The following is a 15,666-nucleotide window of genomic DNA, read 5'->3' as shown; positions in this document are numbered from 1 at the left end:
ATTAATGACTGTATTTATATCCAGTATTTTGCTGTAAAAAATTGCCCGCTGAACTGTAAAGATTGTTGTCCGAGGCGGGTTACGCCGTTGATTCGGTCGAGGGACGAAACGCCTGCGCCGTCTGCTCCACGCCGATCACGCGTGCCGCCACCTGATTTCTGCCATGAGCCTTGCAGTCGTAGAGTGCCTGATCGGCGTGCGCAATCATGTCGTCGATGTCGATCAGCAAGCCATTGGGGCTGGTCACTACCCCGACACTGACGGTCACGACCTCCGCAACCGGCGAGTATTCGTGAGGTAGCCCCAGTGCCTGGATCATGCCGCGCATGGCATCGGCCAGCGCCCAGGCTTCCTCCTTGCCGGTGTGGATCAGCAGGACCAGAAACTCTTCGCCACCCAGGCGTACCACGACATCGGTTTCCCTGCGGAAAGTATCCCTGAGCACACCGGCGATATCGACGAGACACGCATCGCCTGCCGGATGACCATAGTGATCGTTGAATGCCTTGAAGTGATCGACATCGATCATCATCGCCGACACCGTACAGCTCAGGCGGCGACTGAGAGGCACGAGCATGTTGAGGCGACTTTCCAGCAGGCGCCGATTGCCAAGCCCGGTCAGCGGGTCGTTCAACGTCTGCTCCAGTAGCGCGGCGTTGTAACTCCTGGATTCTTCAATCAACTTTTGCAGTTGGCGTGCCAGCAGGCCCACGGCATCCGAGCGGCTGGTCAGATCCGGGGGCACCTGCCGCGAAGTGCTGGTGAAGTCATGCTCGAGGCGGACATGATCCGCGAGTCGTCTGATCGGCACCAGCAACCGGCGATCGAACAGCCAGACACTGGCTACCAGGCCGGTCAGCCCGCTGAAAAGGGTGGTCAGTACGACGATCGCGAACGGTCCGCCTGAGACGGCCAGCCAGGCTGCGCCCAACATCAGCAGCGAAGCGAAAAACCAGATGCCGGCCAACACCGCCAGCGTTCGGGTCAAGAAGTGACTTCGAGTTTTTGGCATATCTTGAGCCGGTGTCCTGATCATCGAAAATACGCCCTGTGCGGCCAGACAGGAGGAACTCGATTTCATTCCTGTCGGCTCCGAGTCTCCTATCCACTATCGACGACAGGAGGAAAAACTGTAGACACCTGGAAGAGCGCCAACCAATTAGATTTCATTGATGTAGTGGCCATTGTCCGGCGTTATTTGTTGACGGGAAATGCCAGTATCTGGTGCCGATGATGAAAGTATTCAATAGACATGGGGCTACTGGACAATGATGGGCCTGCCAGACGATAGTCCGGATGGCATTGTATGGCTGGATCGAGAGTCGTTAAAAAACAACCTCGGCATTGGCGTAGCGAAGGCCGTTAGTGTCCTGCCTCATTAACGAAGCCGCCGTTAAATAAATATTGGCAATCCGTTTGTTTTAAAAAAATCACTTCGATAAGACTTGCAAGTTTGTGGATATCGGCAATAATATCCACGCTTAAACCAATCCGCAACGGAACAACGAATGTCTCTACTCAGCGATTACGTCAAGAAAGAACAGCTCCTGAAGCAGCTTGAAGAAGAGCTGAAGCGCATGGAAGGTGACCAACGTCTGAAAGCCGAGCTCGAGTTCAAGGAGAAGCTCGAAGCATTGATGGCGGAATACGGCAAGACGACACGTGACGTCATTGAGTTGTTGAACCCCAAAGCCGACAACGCCCAGACCACGACGTCGCAGACCGGCTCAACGGGTAGCCGTCGCAAGCGTAAGCTCAAGATTTACAAGAACCCCACCACCGGGGAAGTGGTCGAAACGCGCGGTGGTAACCACAAGACCTTGAAAGTGTGGAAGGACGAGCACGGTAGCGACACCGTCGAATCCTGGGTCGTCAGAACGGAAGACTGAGCGCTTTTCTTTTCATCCCGCTCAGCCAAAAAAGAACCCTCCGTCGAGTCTCTCGGCGGAGGGTTCTGCGTTCCATAGACCTCGAATTTTTCAGCGCCAGGTGAGCATTGAGTGGCGATGGGACTCTCGCCGTATCACGCCTTGGAACTGATACCGCCAAATCCGTTATGCCGGGACTCGCCCCTGGGACCGTAGACGTTGCCGCCGATGGCGCGGTTCAGAAAATCGATGGCTTGCTGATTGTGTTCCAGCCGGGCGGAGATGATGTGGCCATTGAGGCGATTGGTTCGACGCACCTGTTCCGCCAGCGCACGAATTCGTTGCCATGCCTCATGCCCGCCTATCGCGAGGGCGAACTGCCCGGCCCCCTGACTGCCCGTGCCGAACCCCTGGGATTGCTGATGCTCCCGACGAAGGCTCTCGATCCGATCAAGCGCATCCAGCTGGCGCTGCTTGAGTGCGGCCAGTTCGCCAAGACGCTCCCCGTCCACTCTGCCTTCGCCGAGGCAACTGGCTTCGGCATCGAGCGTTTGCACAAGTGTCTGCAACAGAGTCTGCTGTTCGGCAATCAATTCAGCTGGCGTCATGCGGGAATCCTGCCATCAGGCCTGAAATAGAAGGAACCTGAAATAAAAGGAGCCTGATGTCACAGGCCCTGAAATCAGGTGATTAGGCACTGTCTGAAAACTGCCTGCGCTCGTCGATTTTTCAGACAGAACCTAGGACTTGTCCAGCATATCGCGAACGCTCTGGACCAGACCGTCGGCGATCTTGCCGGTATCGAGTTCGAGCCGGCCCTCGGAAATTGCCTGGCGAATCTCGTTGACACGAGCGGTATCGATATCTTCGCTCGCATCTCCCTTCGGGATCTGGCTCAACGTCGTCGTGGAGCCGGCCGAGGCTTTGGTGTCTTCCAGTGATTCGGCGCCTTTGCGCTGCTCGACGGGCTCGTTCTGCGTGGAGCGAGTCAGCGGCTGTGTCTGATCGATTTTCAAGGTCGTTACCTCATGGCTGTATGCACAATCCCGTGGTTGCTTACGTTATCGGCAAAAGCAGCGCGAGCTGAAAGAGATTCGAACGGAGTTTTGTTAAGAAATTTATCTGAGCAGATCAGATGTCGACACGCAGTCGGTCCTGACCTGTCACCGTTCCTTGGAGGATCTGGTTGTTCTCGGTCTTGAGGCGAATGGTACTGCCCAATCCGCCATTGTCCAGCGCCTCGACGCTGCGACTGACGCGAAACCCCTGACCGACGGCTGTCAGCACGACCGTATCGCCGCGTTTCACCATCCAGGGCTTTCTCAACATGTTGTCGGTCAAGGTCGCGCCATCCGGAATGCGTCGTGTGGCCACCATGCCGGACGCCTGATCCATGTTGTCGAGATAACCTCGGCGTAGCCGTGAAATCTCCGACTGTTGCCAGCCCAGCATCGCGGGATCGATACGCTGGCCGGAATCGATCGACTTGAGAGCCACCAGGTGGCGAACCGTCGCCGAAATCGTCGCCTGAAGATAGCGCGTCTGACTGCCGTCGTTACCGCAGTGGACGCCCACCGTCACCCGGCCCTGGGGCACGCCGGGACGGGGCAGAAACGGTTGCGGGTTGATGCAGTGTCCAAGATCGGCGGCGCTCTGCCGGATGTCGATCGTTACCTGATCGCCGAGTGAGGCGGTGCGCTGCTGGAGAAATCGCTCCACGCTGAGCGTGAGGGGGTCGCCTTGCTCGACGATGTTGTCGTCCGCGCGAGCGATCGAAGGTATCGGCAGTAGCGATAGCGCGAACAGGCAGGTCATCAGCGTTACGGCGGCGGCCCACAGCAGGCGTTGGATGTAGGGGCGATATCTCGATCGAAGGCGCTGCAAGGCTTCGGACGGGTCGTCACGCATGTCACGGATCTCGGCGGCGGTGAGTATCGCGGCGCTTCCCGCCAGGCGACGGAATTCTCCACATTGGGTAGCGATTGTAGAGATGCCCGACAACGAGCATTGCTGAAAATGGCGCGCAATTGACAGCTTGTTTACACGTTTGAAACGAACCGCCCGCCGCTATTCTCCATCCTGTCAAATTTCCAGCGAACGCCATCGAGGGGCACGGCATGTTCGACAAGTTGGATAACGCGCTGCGCTTTCAGCAGGAAGCCATCAATCTGCGCGCAGAGCGTCAACAGGTTCTGGCCAATAATATCGCCAACGCCGATACGCCCAATTTCAAGGCCCGAGACTTCGATTTTCGCACGGAGTTGAATCGGGTCATGGAGCAGGGACGCAGTGAATCTTCCGGCGGTTTGTCCTTGTCGCTGACATCGGCCCGCCATATTCCGGGACACGCCGGCGGCGGATCGGGGGTTCATGACCTGCTCTACCGTGTGCCGGATCAGCCCAGTCTCGATGGCAACACCGTCGACATGGACCGGGAACGCTCGGCCTTCGCCGACAACTCGCTCCGCTATCAGGCGGATGTCACTTTCGTCAGTCGCAAGATTCAAGGCCTGAAGAAAGCCATGCAGTCGGAGTAATACGATGTCGATGTTCAGTGTATTCGAAATTTCCGGGTCGGCGCTGTCTGCCAATTCGCAGCGCATGAACGTCACGGCGAGCAATCTGGCGAACGCCGATAGCGTTGCCGGCCCGGACGGGCAGCCGTACCACGCCAGACAGGTGATGTTCCAGGCGATGAGTCAGCAGGGCGGAAGCGCGGGTGGCGTGCGCGTCAATGGGGTAGTCGAAGACAACACCACGCCATTGCGGCTGGAGTATCGTCCCGGGCATCCGCTGGCCAACGATGAAGGCTACGTACAGATGCCCAATGTCGATCCGGTCAACGAAATGGTCGACATGATCGCCGCTTCCCGCTCATACCAGGCCAACGTCGAGGTCATGAATACCGCCAAGACGCTGATGACCAAAACACTCACCATCGGCGAAGGCTGATCGGTTTAGGGCACATCAAGGAGATGTCATGTCCAGTCCGGTGATTGGTAGCAGTACCCTAGCCAATATCAATGGCGCGGCCGCCAGCAGCAGTACCAAGGGGGTCGATTCCGGCAGCGAGCTTAACGAACGATTCATGACGCTGCTGGTCACCCAGTTGAAGAACCAGGATCCCACCAGTCCGATGGAAAACTCGGACATGACTGCTCAGTTGGCTCAGATCAACACCGTCAGCGGTATCGAGAAACTCAACGATAGCCTGTCCGCCATCACCGATCAGATCGACGCGGGTCAGGCGCTGCAGGCCACCGCATTGATCGGACAGGGCGTCATGGTGCCGGGCAACGAGATTCTGGTCGGCTCGACCGAGGGTTCCGACAGCGTGGTTACCACTCCGATCGGCGTGGAGCTGAATAGCGCCGTCGAGGATTTGCAGATCGATATTCGGGGCGCCAGTGGCGAGATCATCGACAGTTTCTCGACGGGACCGCTGAAAGCCGGCGTGCACAGCTTTACCTGGGATGGGAAGTTGGCCGACGGCACCAGTGTCACGCCCAACAGTACCTATACGGCATCCCTCACTGGCAGCGTGGGTGATGAGACCTACGCGCCGACAGCACTGAATTACGCCCTCGTCAACGGAGTGATTCAGGGCGCGAATGGACCAAAACTCGACTTGGGATACGCTCAGGATCCCGTGGCGCTCTCGGAAGTGCGCCAGATTCTCTGAGTAAGATCAGTACCGACACAGAACAGTTCTAGCGTACGCAACCGATAAACGCAGGGGATCAGTCATGGGTTTTTCACAAGCATTGAGCGGCGTCAACGCCGCGGCTCAGCAGTTGGATGTCATCGGGAACAACATATCCAACTCTCAGACCAAAGGATTCAAGAGCGGCTCGGTGCAGTTTTCCGATGTCTTTGCCAACAGCGCCGTTGGTCTGGGTACCCGGGTTTCCGGCGTGCTTCAGGACTTCAGCACCGGCAGTCTGGAAGCCACCGGCCGAAATCTGGATATCGCCATCAGCGGTGATGGCTTCCTGCGTTTTCAGCAGGAGGGCGAGGTCGGCTATTCGCGCAATGGCCAATTGACGATGACCGCCGACGGCTTCCTGGAAAATGCCCAGGGTGCGCGGCTGATGGGCTACGGGCTGGCAGATGCCGCCAACGTCAATTCCGGCGTCGTCGTCGGCGGCCAGCCGCAGGTGCTCAACATTCCGGCGGCGGACATGCCGGCCAGCGCGACCGGCGCGACGGGTACCGGGATCAATATTCAGCTCAACCTGGATGCATCCACGGTCGCCGATGACACCTCCACTACCGTGCTCTATGACAACCTGGCTGCCAAGACTGCCGAGGACACCACCCAGCAGACATCCATTGCTTATAACTACTCCACCAGCTTCACCGTCTACGACTCCCAGGGCGCACAGCACAACGCGACACTGTATTTCCAGAAGACCGGTGACAACGCTTGGAGTGCACGCACGGCACTGGATGGCGTGCTGACGGATCAGGAATTCCCGGCGACGTTCGATAGTGCCGGCAAGCTCGCGACGATCAATGGTCAGGACGCCACGGCCAACCCGGTCAACTGGCCGACGTTGTCCTTCGGCGCTAACGAGCTGGGCAATGGGGTGGATCCGATCAACGCCACCTTCAATATGGCGGGCAGTACCCAGTTCTCCGACGACTCGACGGTCAAGAGCCTGGCGCAGGACGGTTATTCGTCCGGGGCGCTGGTCGGTATCAGCTTCGCCGATGACGGTTCCGTCGTCGGCAGCTATGCCAACGAGAAGACGGTCAGCCTGGGCCAGATCGCACTGGCAACCTTCCGTAATCCTGAGGGCCTGACACCCTCCGGCGGCAACCTGTTCGCGGCGACGGCGGATTCCGGCAACGAACTGCTGGGTACCGCGGGCACCGGTACATTGGGGTCGATCGAGTCCGAGACGCTGGAAGCGTCAAACGTCGATCTGACCCAGGAACTGGTCAATCTGATCATTGCGCAGCGCAACTATCAGGCCAACACCAATTCCATTCGTACCCAGTCCGAAGTCATGGATCAGGTGGCGCAGCTGCGCTGATAGTTCGGTCGCCAACAGCAATGGCGTTGCCGGTCGCCGCATGGCCGGCAACGCGCTCCCTTCGACAAGCTCTGGTTCGCAAGGCTGACTTGAAAGGCTTCGGTCATGGATAGAATTCTTTATACCGCCGGCGGTGGTGCCAGCCAGACCATGGCGCAGCAATCGGTGGTCAACAACAACCTGGCCAACGTCAGCACGCCGGGTTTCCGAGGTGAGCTGATGGCGTTCCGCGCGGTGCCGGTGGAGGGCGAAGCGCGTCTGTCGACGCGTGTCGCTTCCATGATGACCACGCCTGGCGCCGACTTCACGGCCGGCAACATCAACACCACCGGGCGCAGTCTGGATGTGGCTCTGCAAGGCGACGATACCTGGCTGACGGTGCAGTCCCCGGAGGGCGGCGAAGCCTATACCCGGCGCGGCGATCTTCAGGTCGATTCCACCGGCTTGCTGACGTCGCTCGGCAATCCGGTTCTTTCCGACAATGGCCAGGCCATCGTGGTGCCCCTCGGCGGCGACGTGACGATCGCGCCGGATGGCTCGATCAGCGTGCTGGAGCCGGGTCAGAACCCCGACGCCGTGGCACCGCTGGCACGGCTCAAGATGGTTGCACCAGGCAACGACAACCTGGTGCGCGGCGAAGACGGCCTGTTTCGCATGACGCCGGCGCAAGGCCAGAATGTCGCGCCGCCGCTACCGGCCGATGATACCCGGCGCCTGGTTCCCGGTGCGCTCGAGGGCAGTAACGTCACTGCGACCGACGCGATGATTTCGATGATCGACAGCGCCCGACGTTACGACATGCATATGAAGGTGATCGAAAGCGCGGATGAGAACGAGCAACGCGCCAACAGTCTTCTTTCTCTGACCAGCTAACGTCAATTTCGACCAGCGGCGCCAGCCACCGCGCTTGCGCACCGACAGCGGGATTTTTGTCATGATCAAATCATTATGGACGGCCAAGACTGGCCTGGAATCGCAGCAGACCAAGCTGGACGTGATTTCCAACAACCTGGCCAACGTCTCGACCAATGGCTTCAAGCGGTCTCGTGCCGTCTTCGAAGATCTGCTGTATCAGAACGTGCGTCAGCCCGGCGCGCAGTCCTCGGTGGTCGATACGCTGCCTTCGGGCATGCAGGTAGGTACCGGTGTTCGCCCGGTCGCGACCGAGCGCCTGCACACGCAGGGTGGCCTGCAGAATACCGAGAACTCCCGCGACCTCGCGATCAACGGCAAGGGCTTCTTTGCCGTACAGATGCCGGATGGCACCACTGGCTATACCCGTGATGGCAGCTTTCAGGTCAACGAGAACGGCCAGCTGGTGACCGCCGGCGGTTACCCGGTCGATCCGCCGATCGTGATCCCCCAGAACGCGCTGTCGATCACGGTCAGCCAGGACGGCGCGGTGTCGGTGACTCAGCCGGGAACGTCTCAGAGCAACGCAGTGGGGCAGATGATGCTCTCCACGTTCATCAATCCGACCGGGCTGCAAAGCATTGGCCAGAACCTGTATCTGGAAACCGATGCCTCCGGACCACGTACCGACCTCAACCCCGGCCTGGATGGTGCTGGCAAGCTCTACCAGGGTTACGTAGAGACCTCCAACGTCAACGTGGTGGAGGAGATGGTGAGCATGATCGAGACGCAGCGGGCCTACGAGATCAATAGCAAGGCTGTCGAAACTTCCGATCAGATGCTGCAGCGTCTGACGCAGCTATAAACCGGGGAAGGCGCGTGTTGCTGACCGCAGAATTGGCCACGATGTGGCGAAGAGTGATCATGCTGGCAGGCTTGTGTCTGGTGTTGACCGCGACCGGCTGTGCCCAGATCCCGCGTCACTCCGTGGTCGAGGATTCGGCGCCGGTGGAGATTCCCTCGACCCCGCCCGTTCAGGCCAACGGCTCCATCTATCAGGCTCGATTCGGCTTCCAGCCGCTGTTCGAGGATCGTCGTCCGCGCCAGGTCGGCGACATCATTACCATCGTGCTCGACGAACAGGTCAGCGCCAGCAAGAATTCTGCCGCGAATGCCACGCGTAACGGCTCCGCGTCCTTTACGCCGACATTGCTGCCCAATGATCTCGATTTTCTCGATCGATATGCCAATGATATCGAGGGCGAGAACGTCTTCAACGGTGCCGGTGGCGCCAACGCCAACAACACCTTCACCGGGACGATTACCGTGACGGTCTACGACCTGCTGGCCAACGGAAATCTCAAGGTGAGAGGGGAAAAGCAGATCGCGATCAATCAGGGCACCGAGTACATCCGATTTTCCGGCGTGGTCAATCCCCGCGCGATCAGCGGTTCCAACACCGTGCAGTCGACTCAAGTCGCCGACGCCCGCATCGAATATATCGGTGATGGCTATATCAACGAAGCGCAGACCATGGGTTGGCTGCAGCGCTTCTTCCTCAACATCTCACCGTTCTGATGCCTATGTCGTCTCGTCTCTCATATCTTTCCCGGATGCGGTACTCGTCGCTGACGAAAACGTTGGTGCTGCTGGCGATGCTGCTGTTCAGCCTGAGCGCTCAGGCTCAGCGCATCGAGGATCTGGCCAACTTTTCCGGCGTGCGGGATAACCCGCTGGTCGGTTACGGCCTGGTAGTCGGACTCGATGGTACGGGCGACCAGACCACCCAGGCTCCGTTCACCGGCCAGAGCGTCACCAACCTGTTGTCGCAGCTGGGGGTCACGATTCCCGCTGGTACCAACATGCAGCTACGCAACGTGGCGGCGGTGATGGTGACGGCAAAACTGCCGCCGTTTTCGCGTCAGGGCCAGGAGATCGATGTCACCGTTTCGTCGGTCGGCAACGCCGACAGCCTGCGCGGCGGCACGCTGCTGATGACGCCGCTCAAGGGCGCCGACGGCCGCGTCTACGCGTTGGCCCAGGGCAATGTCTACGTGGGCGGCGCCGGGGCGGAAGCTGCAGGCAGCAGCGTTTCCGTGAATCACCTGTCTGCCGGACGCATTCCCGGTGGCGGTCTGGTCGAGCAGGAAGTGCCGATGCGTCTTGGCAACGCCAGCGGCACGCTGGATCTGTTTCTGAAGCAGTCCGACTTCGAGAACGCCCGACGCATGGTGACGGCAATCAATCAGGAGTTCGGAGCGCCGGTGGCGGCCGCGCTGGACGGGCGTACGGTGCAGTTGAAGTTGCCCGCCAATGACAACGATCGCGTCACCTTTCTGGCCCGCGTTCAGGGGGTGAACGTCACCACCGAGCGTGGCCCGGCCAGAGTCATTCTCAATGCGCGTACCGGGTCGGTGGTGCTGTCGGATACCGTCACGCTCAATCGTGCCGCGGTGGCTCACGGCAACCTGTCGATCGTCATCGATTCCAATCCTCAGGTCAGCCAGCCCAATGCGCTCGCCGGTGGCGACACCGTGGTAGTGCCCAACGCCGATATCACCGTTCAGCAGGAAGGCGGGGCGCTGCAGATGGTCGAGACCAGTGCCGATCTGATGGACGTGGTCAATGCCTTGAACGCGTTGGGCGCTTCGCCCCAGGATCTGATGTCGATTCTGCAGGCGTTGAAGTCCGCAGGCTCGCTCAACGCCGAACTGGATGTCATCTGATGGCGATCAGCAACGATCTCTCCGGCCAGTTCGCGCTCGACGTTCAGAGCGTGCAGAAGCTCAAATACAGCGCGGCCAACTCGCCGCAGGGCAGTCTCAAGGAGGCCTCGCGTCAGTTCGAGGCGGTCTTTTTGCAGATGATGCTAAAGAGCATGCGTGATGCCAGCCCCAAGTCCGGTCTGCTGCAGAGCGATCAGATGGACATGATGCGCTCCATGCAGGATCAGCAGTGGGCGCAGCAGCTCGCGGGCAAGGGTCTGGGGCTGGCCGATCAGCTGGTTCAGCAGCTGGAAGGCAGTGGCTTGCCGGGAACGGCAGCGCTTCCCGGCGCGGCTGCCTCCGAGGATACCTCGACCCTGATCGCCGGCATCCCGCGGGGAGCGCCGCGATTGCTGCACGGCGGGCTGCGCACGCCAGGGTTCATGCCGGAGCCGTTACGGCACGACATGCCAGGGGCGGGTATCGCCGGCAGCGGTGCGAGGTCCAATGAGTTTTCAGTCGCCTCTTCATCGGCGATGGCGCCTGCCGAAACCGATGACCGCCCGGCACACGTCCGCGCCTTTCTGGATAGCCTTGCCGGGCCTGCCAGGAAGGCCGAAGGTGCGTCGGGTGTGCCCGCCAAGCTGATTCTCGCCCAGGCCGCGCTCGAAACCGGGTGGGGCCAGCGTGAGATTCCCACGGCCAGCGGTGGCAACAGTCATAACCTGTTCGGCATCAAGGCCGGGCGGTCCTGGCAGGGGGCCACCACGGAAATCACCACCACCGAGTATGTCGACGGGCGGCCGATCAAGATGGCCGACCGCTTCCGCGTCTATGACTCCTATGCCGATGCCTTCACCGATTACGCCAGATTGATCGGTGATAACCCTCGCTACCAGGGCGTCGTGACCGCCTCCTCGCCGGATATGGCAGCGCAGGCATTGCAGCAGGGCGGCTATGCCACCGATCCGCGCTATGCCGAGAAGTTGCGTGGCATCATGGCCCAGTTGGGCACGCTCGACGCTTCGGCAGGTAGCAACCTGGTGGCGATGGCTGGCAATGGCGGCAATCCATTCGGTCCTGACGACTTGCCTACCGCCATCTTCTGATCGCAGTAACAATTCGTTGCGAAATCGCTGTCCGCAAGGATCAAGAAGCGGCTTTCGCAGCCGATAAAAATCATAATCTTGCACGGACATCGCCACAGTCGTCATGGCGTTTCACGGGATAGCGATATGAGCCTGTTTTCGATTGGCCTGAGCGGTTTGAGCGCAGCGCAGAACGCGCTGTCGACCACCAGTAACAACATCAGCAACGTCTATACCGACGGCTATAGCCGCCAGTTGACGTTGCTGGGGCAGAACAGCAGTGGTGTGGGCGCTGGTGCCGGCGTCAGCGTCGATGGCATTCAGCGCCAGTACAACAGTTACATCAGTTCGCAGCTCAATCAGGTCAACAGCCGTCAGTCGGCACTGGAAACCTATCAGAGCCAGATCAATCAGATCGATGACCTGTTGGCGGATAGCGATTCCGGCCTGACCACCTTGATGCAGGGCTTTTTTTCCAGCGTCGAGGATCTGACCGGCGCACCGGCGGACGCCGCAGCGCGGGAAGGGCTGCTGGGCAGCTCTAACAGCATGGCGGCGCAGTTCCGAGCCTATGACGGCTACCTCAGCGACATGCGTGAGGGCATCAACGGTCAGATCGGTGACGTGGTGACACAGGTCAACAATCTCAGTGACCAGATCTCGAATCTCAACAAGCAGGTCACGCTGGCCCGCGCCCGAAGTGGCGAGGAGCCCAATGCGCTGCTGGATCAGCGCGACAAGCTGGTCAGTGATCTTGGCGAGCTGGTCGACGTCAATGTCCAGGTGCAGGACGGCTCGACCTACCAGGTCTCGCTATCCAATGGCATGCCGCTGGTCGCCGGTAACCAGTCGTTCGATCTGGTTGCTGTCAAGAGTAGCGACGATCCCTCCAGCACCACGATCGCCTATCAGGATGGCGCCGGTTCGCGCTCCCCGCTCAAGGAATCGGTCATCCAGGGCGGTGAGCTCGGCGGGCTGATGAGCTTTCGCAGCGAGACGCTGGACAGCGCCCAGAATCAACTGGGGCAGTTGGCGGTGACGTTGGCGGGGAGCTTCAATAAGCAGCATGAAGCCGGCCTGGATCTCAACGGGGATCCGGGCGAAGCCTTCTTCGATATCGGCAGCCCTACTGTCATCAGCCGTTCGACCAATACCGGCAGTGGTTCGATGAGCGCCGAGTATGGCGATGTCAGCGAGCTGACCGCGGACGACTATCGTCTGACCTATCAGGCGGATGGTTCCTACTCGGTCGAGAATCTGGGTAGCGGCGAGATCAGCACGATCTCCCCCGACGGCGACGGCAACCTGTCCGTCGCCGGGGTGACGCTAACGCCTGGTGGCAGCCCGGCCGAGGGCGATGTCTTCATGCTCCAGCCGACACGTCATGCGGCAGCCGGATTCGATGTGGCGTTGAGCGATACCAGCGAGATCGCGGCGGCGGCTGCCGACGGCGGCGGTAGCGGTGACAACCGCAACGCGCTGGCACTGCTCGATCTACAGAATCAGAAACTGGTCGGCGGCAGTGCCACCTTCAGCGGCGGTTACGCGTCGCTGGTCAGCGATGTCGGCAACCGTACAGCGATTACTCAGGCCAACCTCACTACCCAGGAAGGGTTGAGCGACCAGCTTTACGCCTATCAGCAGGCCGACTCGGGCGTGAATCTGGATGAGGAGTACGCCAATCTGTTGCAGTTTCAGCAGTACTTTTCAGCCAATGCCAAGGTTATCGAAGCCGGCTCGACCATCATGGATACCATCCTGGGTCTACGCTCCTGAGCGTTGCCGAAGGGTCATGATTGATCGATGTCGTCTTTGAGAAGCGTCTTTGAGAAGCATCGTTTTTGAGAAGCGTCGTTGAGAAGCGTCTTTATTGAATAGCCATTGAGCGCGTCGGTTTCGAGGCGCCTTCGAGGAGAGAGCCGTGCGTGTCAGCACCGTGATGATGTTCGAGCGCAGTGTCAGCTCGATGAACCGCCAGCAGAGCGCTTTCATGGAGGTCGGCGAACAGATCGCCTCCGGCAAGCGCGTCGTGCGGCCGTCAGATGACCCGCAAGCCGCCTCGCGGGCAGTCGGGGTGTCGCAGTCACTGGCCGCCAATGGTCAGCAGAGCGACAGTCGAATCACGGCGCGCAATTCGTTGAGCCAGGAGGAGAGCATTCTCGACAGCGTTTCCGACTCTCTGACGCGAGCCAAGGAGCTGCTGGTTCAGGCGGGTAACGGCACGCTGAGTGATGCTGACCGTCAGTCGATGGCGACAGAGATGCGAGGCGTCTACGAAGCGCTGCTGGGACAGGCCAATTCCACCGACGGTAACGGCAGTTACCTTTTTGGCGGCTACCAGGACGGTGCCGAGCCCTTCGTCAAGGATGTGTCCGGCGCCGTCCAATATGCCGGCTCCGATCAGGTTCGTGAGCAGAAGGTCGATTCCTCGCGACTCATGGAAGTCGGCAATACCGGTCGTGACGTGTTTCAGACGGTGGCGGCAGGATCCGGTTACTTGGCCAGGGCTGACAGCGGAAACAGTGGCAGCCTGACATTTACCGGCCCTAAGGTAACTGACACTACGGCTGACGGTTACGGCGATGATTATGCGATCTCGTTCAGCGATAACGGCGACGGGACTTTCGAATACACGATCAGCGGTGGTCCGAATGGCGACACCTCGGGCACCTACGATGGCACCAGTACCACGCTAGAATTCGGTGGCGTGCGTCTGACAATGGAAGGCGCGCCGGAAGGCGGAGATTCCCTCTCGGTAAGACCCGCCAGGAACATGAGTCCGGATGTCTTTACTACCTTCGAGAACATGCTCTCGGCGCTGGAAAATCCGCTCGATTCCGATGCCGACAAGGCCGCTTTTGCCAACACCCTGTCGACCTCCAGCCGGGAGATGGATAACGCGCTGGACAATGTGCTGACCGTCAGGGCATCAGTGGGTGCCCGGCTCAACGAGCTGGATACCCTAGATGCCGTGGGCAGCGATCGCGCGATCAGCTATACCCAGACTCAGAGTGATCTGATCGATCTGGACTACACCACGGCCATCTCGGATTACGTGCTGCGTCAGGTGGGATTGCAGGCTTCGCAGAAAGCATTCGTCGATCTTCAGGGGACGTCCCTGTTCGATCTGATGTGACGGACCGCCTCGGCCCGGGTCGAGATCGATAGCTGTTCGACATGAAGACGGGATAGGAAAGAAAGGGACGCATCCTGCAGGATGCGTCCCTTTCTGCATATGGGATATTGAAACGCTCTGTCGGTTCTCTATCTGCCGGTTCTCTATCGGATCGACATCGTGTGGGGCCATCGGCTCAAGGCGGCCCGGCCATCTGCTCGATCATGCCTTGCATGAAACGCAGCTGCTGACTGAAGAGATCGTTCCAGAAACCGCCCATGTCCGGAATCAAGACGGTCATCATGACCAGGCCCGCCGTCAGCGTCATTGGAAAGCCCACCGAGAAGATCGAGAGCTGCGGTGACGCACGGTTGAGTATGCCCAGCGAGAGATTGATCAGCAGCAGTGCGGTAATGACGGGAATCGCCATCAGCAGCCCGGAGGAGAAGATCGTGCCGCCCCAGCGAGCCAGCGTTTCGGCAAAACTGGCGTCGATCGAGGTCGAACCGATCGGCAGCACCTCGAAGGTCCAGGCCAGAATCTCGATCGTGATCAGGTGACCGTCCAACGCCAGGAACATCAGCAGCGTCAGCAGTTCCAGCATGCGCGAAATCACCATGGTGTTGGTCCCGGCATCCGGTTGATAAAAAGTCGCGAATGCCAGGCCCATCTGCATGCTGATGAACTCACCTGCGGTCTGTACCACCGCAATCATGATCCGCAGCACCATCCCCATGGCGACGCCAATCAGGATCTGTTGCAGCATGAGGCCGAAGCTTTCCAGAGAGAACAGCGGAATCGCCGGCATTGGCGGTAACGCGGGCGCGATGGCAATCGCGATGCCGGCGCCGAACAATGCCTTCACTGGCGTCGGCACGCTGGGCAGGCTCCATAGCGGCGAGGCCATGAAGAAGGCGAGAATGCGGACCGTCGGCCAGAAGAACAGTTGCAGCCAACCCAGCCACTGGGCGGAGGTGATGTCGATCATCGGGGGCGTTG

At 59.8% G+C, this 15,666-nt stretch carries 17 protein-coding genes; 12 read left to right on the top strand and 5 right to left on the bottom strand.

The features are described 5' to 3' along the window. Nucleotides 1–79: 79 nt before the first annotated feature. The gene (locus BTW07_RS03745; protein WP_075568815.1) at nucleotides 80–988 is read right to left on the bottom strand and encodes a GGDEF domain-containing protein; all 909 of its coding nucleotides are present in this window, start codon (nucleotides 986–988) and stop codon (nucleotides 80–82) included. Between the two features lie 520 nt (nucleotides 989–1,508). Between BTW07_RS03745 and BTW07_RS03740 the strand changes: the two genes are divergently transcribed. After that, on the top strand, nucleotides 1,509–1,889 hold the full coding sequence (locus tag BTW07_RS03740; RefSeq protein ID WP_075568814.1) for a histone-like nucleoid-structuring protein, MvaT/MvaU family: 381 nt from the start codon (nucleotides 1,509–1,511) through the stop codon (nucleotides 1,887–1,889). A gap of 134 nt (nucleotides 1,890–2,023) precedes the next feature. Here BTW07_RS03740 and BTW07_RS03735 read toward each other — a convergent pair whose 3' ends face one another. From BTW07_RS03735 to flgA, 3 genes are all read right to left on the bottom strand, one after another. Then, nucleotides 2,024–2,476 carry a flagella synthesis protein FlgN gene (locus BTW07_RS03735; protein ID WP_075568813.1) on the bottom strand — a complete coding sequence of 151 codons (453 nt, stop codon included), beginning with the start codon at nucleotides 2,474–2,476 and terminating at the stop codon, nucleotides 2,024–2,026. 132 nt (nucleotides 2,477–2,608) lie between these two features. Then, nucleotides 2,609–2,884 carry a flagellar biosynthesis anti-sigma factor FlgM gene (gene flgM / locus BTW07_RS03730; RefSeq protein WP_075568812.1) on the bottom strand — a complete coding sequence of 92 codons (276 nt, stop codon included), beginning with the start codon at nucleotides 2,882–2,884 and terminating at the stop codon, nucleotides 2,609–2,611. Between the two features lie 115 nt (nucleotides 2,885–2,999). After that, a complete protein-coding gene (gene flgA, locus BTW07_RS03725; RefSeq protein ID WP_075568811.1) occupies nucleotides 3,000–3,776 on the bottom strand; it encodes a flagellar basal body P-ring formation chaperone FlgA in 777 nt (258 codons plus the stop codon). A 209-nt stretch (nucleotides 3,777–3,985) separates the two neighbouring features. On the opposite strand from flgA, the gene flgB reads away from it, so the two are divergent. The 11 genes from flgB to flgL all read left to right on the top strand — a co-directional run bounded on the left by flgB (nucleotide 3,986) and on the right by flgL (nucleotide 14,688). Further along, nucleotides 3,986–4,405, top strand: coding sequence for a flagellar basal body rod protein FlgB (gene flgB / locus BTW07_RS03720; protein WP_075568810.1), 420 nt, complete (start codon nucleotides 3,986–3,988; stop codon nucleotides 4,403–4,405). Nucleotides 4,406–4,409: 4 nt separating this feature from the next. Next, nucleotides 4,410–4,820 (top strand): flagellar basal body rod protein FlgC, encoded by a 411-nt coding sequence (gene flgC / locus BTW07_RS03715; RefSeq protein WP_075568809.1) that lies wholly within the window; start codon nucleotides 4,410–4,412, stop codon nucleotides 4,818–4,820. 28 nt (nucleotides 4,821–4,848) lie between these two features. Continuing rightward, nucleotides 4,849–5,550 carry a flagellar hook assembly protein FlgD gene (locus tag BTW07_RS03710; RefSeq protein ID WP_075568808.1) on the top strand — a complete coding sequence of 234 codons (702 nt, stop codon included), beginning with the start codon at nucleotides 4,849–4,851 and terminating at the stop codon, nucleotides 5,548–5,550. Between the two features lie 64 nt (nucleotides 5,551–5,614). Next, a complete protein-coding gene (gene flgE, locus BTW07_RS03705; RefSeq protein WP_075568807.1) occupies nucleotides 5,615–6,907 on the top strand; it encodes a flagellar hook protein FlgE in 1,293 nt (430 codons plus the stop codon). 105 nt (nucleotides 6,908–7,012) lie between these two features. Beyond that, entirely contained in the window at nucleotides 7,013–7,780 is a 768-nt protein-coding gene (locus BTW07_RS03700) for a flagellar basal body rod protein FlgF (protein WP_075568806.1), read from the top strand. Between the two features lie 61 nt (nucleotides 7,781–7,841). Further along, nucleotides 7,842–8,624: a flagellar basal-body rod protein FlgG gene (gene flgG / locus BTW07_RS03695; protein WP_075568805.1), complete on the top strand. Its 783-nt coding sequence runs from the start codon at nucleotides 7,842–7,844 to the stop codon at nucleotides 8,622–8,624. Between the two features lie 41 nt (nucleotides 8,625–8,665). Then, nucleotides 8,666–9,337, top strand: coding sequence for a flagellar basal body L-ring protein FlgH (locus BTW07_RS03690; RefSeq protein WP_075568899.1), 672 nt, complete (start codon nucleotides 8,666–8,668; stop codon nucleotides 9,335–9,337). 35 nt (nucleotides 9,338–9,372) lie between these two features. After that, nucleotides 9,373–10,485: a flagellar basal body P-ring protein FlgI gene (locus BTW07_RS03685; protein WP_075568804.1), complete on the top strand. Its 1,113-nt coding sequence runs from the start codon at nucleotides 9,373–9,375 to the stop codon at nucleotides 10,483–10,485. Then, complete coding sequence (flgJ, locus tag BTW07_RS03680; RefSeq protein WP_075568803.1) at nucleotides 10,485–11,573, top strand: flagellar assembly peptidoglycan hydrolase FlgJ; 1,089 nt, start codon at nucleotides 10,485–10,487, stop codon at nucleotides 11,571–11,573. Before BTW07_RS03685 ends, flgJ begins: the two co-directional genes overlap by 1 nt. 126 nt (nucleotides 11,574–11,699) lie before the next feature. Further along, nucleotides 11,700–13,328 carry a flagellar hook-associated protein FlgK gene (gene flgK / locus BTW07_RS03675; protein ID WP_075568802.1) on the top strand — a complete coding sequence of 543 codons (1,629 nt, stop codon included), beginning with the start codon at nucleotides 11,700–11,702 and terminating at the stop codon, nucleotides 13,326–13,328. Nucleotides 13,329–13,473: 145 nt separating this feature from the next. Further along, a complete protein-coding gene (gene flgL / locus BTW07_RS03670) occupies nucleotides 13,474–14,688 on the top strand; it encodes a flagellar hook-associated protein FlgL (protein WP_075568801.1) in 1,215 nt (404 codons plus the stop codon). Nucleotides 14,689–14,863: 175 nt separating this feature from the next. Here the strand turns inward: flgL and fliR are convergent, their stop codons facing one another. Then, nucleotides 14,864–15,655: a flagellar biosynthetic protein FliR gene (gene fliR, locus BTW07_RS03665; RefSeq protein ID WP_075568800.1), complete on the bottom strand. Its 792-nt coding sequence runs from the start codon at nucleotides 15,653–15,655 to the stop codon at nucleotides 14,864–14,866. Nucleotides 15,656–15,666: the final 11 nt, after the last annotated feature.

It is taken from the genome of Salinicola socius (assembly GCF_001937195.1).
GTDB lineage: Bacteria > Pseudomonadota > Gammaproteobacteria > Pseudomonadales > Halomonadaceae > Salinicola > Salinicola socius.
Note: the sequence above shows the minus strand (reverse complement) of the source record. Positions and strands in the feature narration are given on the sequence as shown.

What these genes read in the sequence shown, in the direction of transcription:
- BTW07_RS03740 (WP_075568814.1), top strand. Translation starts at nt 1,509, where the DNA reads ATGTCTCTACTCAGCGATTACGTCAAGAAAGAACAGCTCCTGAAGCAG.
- BTW07_RS03735 (WP_075568813.1), bottom strand. Translation starts at nt 2,476, where the DNA reads ATGACGCCAGCTGAATTGATTGCCGAACAGCAGACTCTGTTGCAGACA.
- flgA (WP_075568811.1), bottom strand. Translation starts at nt 3,776, where the DNA reads ATGCGTGACGACCCGTCCGAAGCCTTGCAGCGCCTTCGATCGAGATAT.
- flgB (WP_075568810.1), top strand. Translation starts at nt 3,986, where the DNA reads ATGTTCGACAAGTTGGATAACGCGCTGCGCTTTCAGCAGGAAGCCATC.
- flgC (WP_075568809.1), top strand. Translation starts at nt 4,410, where the DNA reads ATGTCGATGTTCAGTGTATTCGAAATTTCCGGGTCGGCGCTGTCTGCC.
- BTW07_RS03710 (WP_075568808.1), top strand. Translation starts at nt 4,849, where the DNA reads ATGTCCAGTCCGGTGATTGGTAGCAGTACCCTAGCCAATATCAATGGC.
- flgE (WP_075568807.1), top strand. Translation starts at nt 5,615, where the DNA reads ATGGGTTTTTCACAAGCATTGAGCGGCGTCAACGCCGCGGCTCAGCAG.
- BTW07_RS03700 (WP_075568806.1), top strand. Translation starts at nt 7,013, where the DNA reads ATGGATAGAATTCTTTATACCGCCGGCGGTGGTGCCAGCCAGACCATG.
- flgG (WP_075568805.1), top strand. Translation starts at nt 7,842, where the DNA reads ATGATCAAATCATTATGGACGGCCAAGACTGGCCTGGAATCGCAGCAG.
- BTW07_RS03690 (WP_075568899.1), top strand. Translation starts at nt 8,666, where the DNA reads ATGTGGCGAAGAGTGATCATGCTGGCAGGCTTGTGTCTGGTGTTGACC.
- BTW07_RS03685 (WP_075568804.1), top strand. Translation starts at nt 9,373, where the DNA reads ATGCGGTACTCGTCGCTGACGAAAACGTTGGTGCTGCTGGCGATGCTG.
- flgJ (WP_075568803.1), top strand. Translation starts at nt 10,485, where the DNA reads ATGGCGATCAGCAACGATCTCTCCGGCCAGTTCGCGCTCGACGTTCAG.
- flgK (WP_075568802.1), top strand. Translation starts at nt 11,700, where the DNA reads ATGAGCCTGTTTTCGATTGGCCTGAGCGGTTTGAGCGCAGCGCAGAAC.
- fliR (WP_075568800.1), bottom strand. Translation starts at nt 15,655, where the DNA reads ATGATCGACATCACCTCCGCCCAGTGGCTGGGTTGGCTGCAACTGTTC.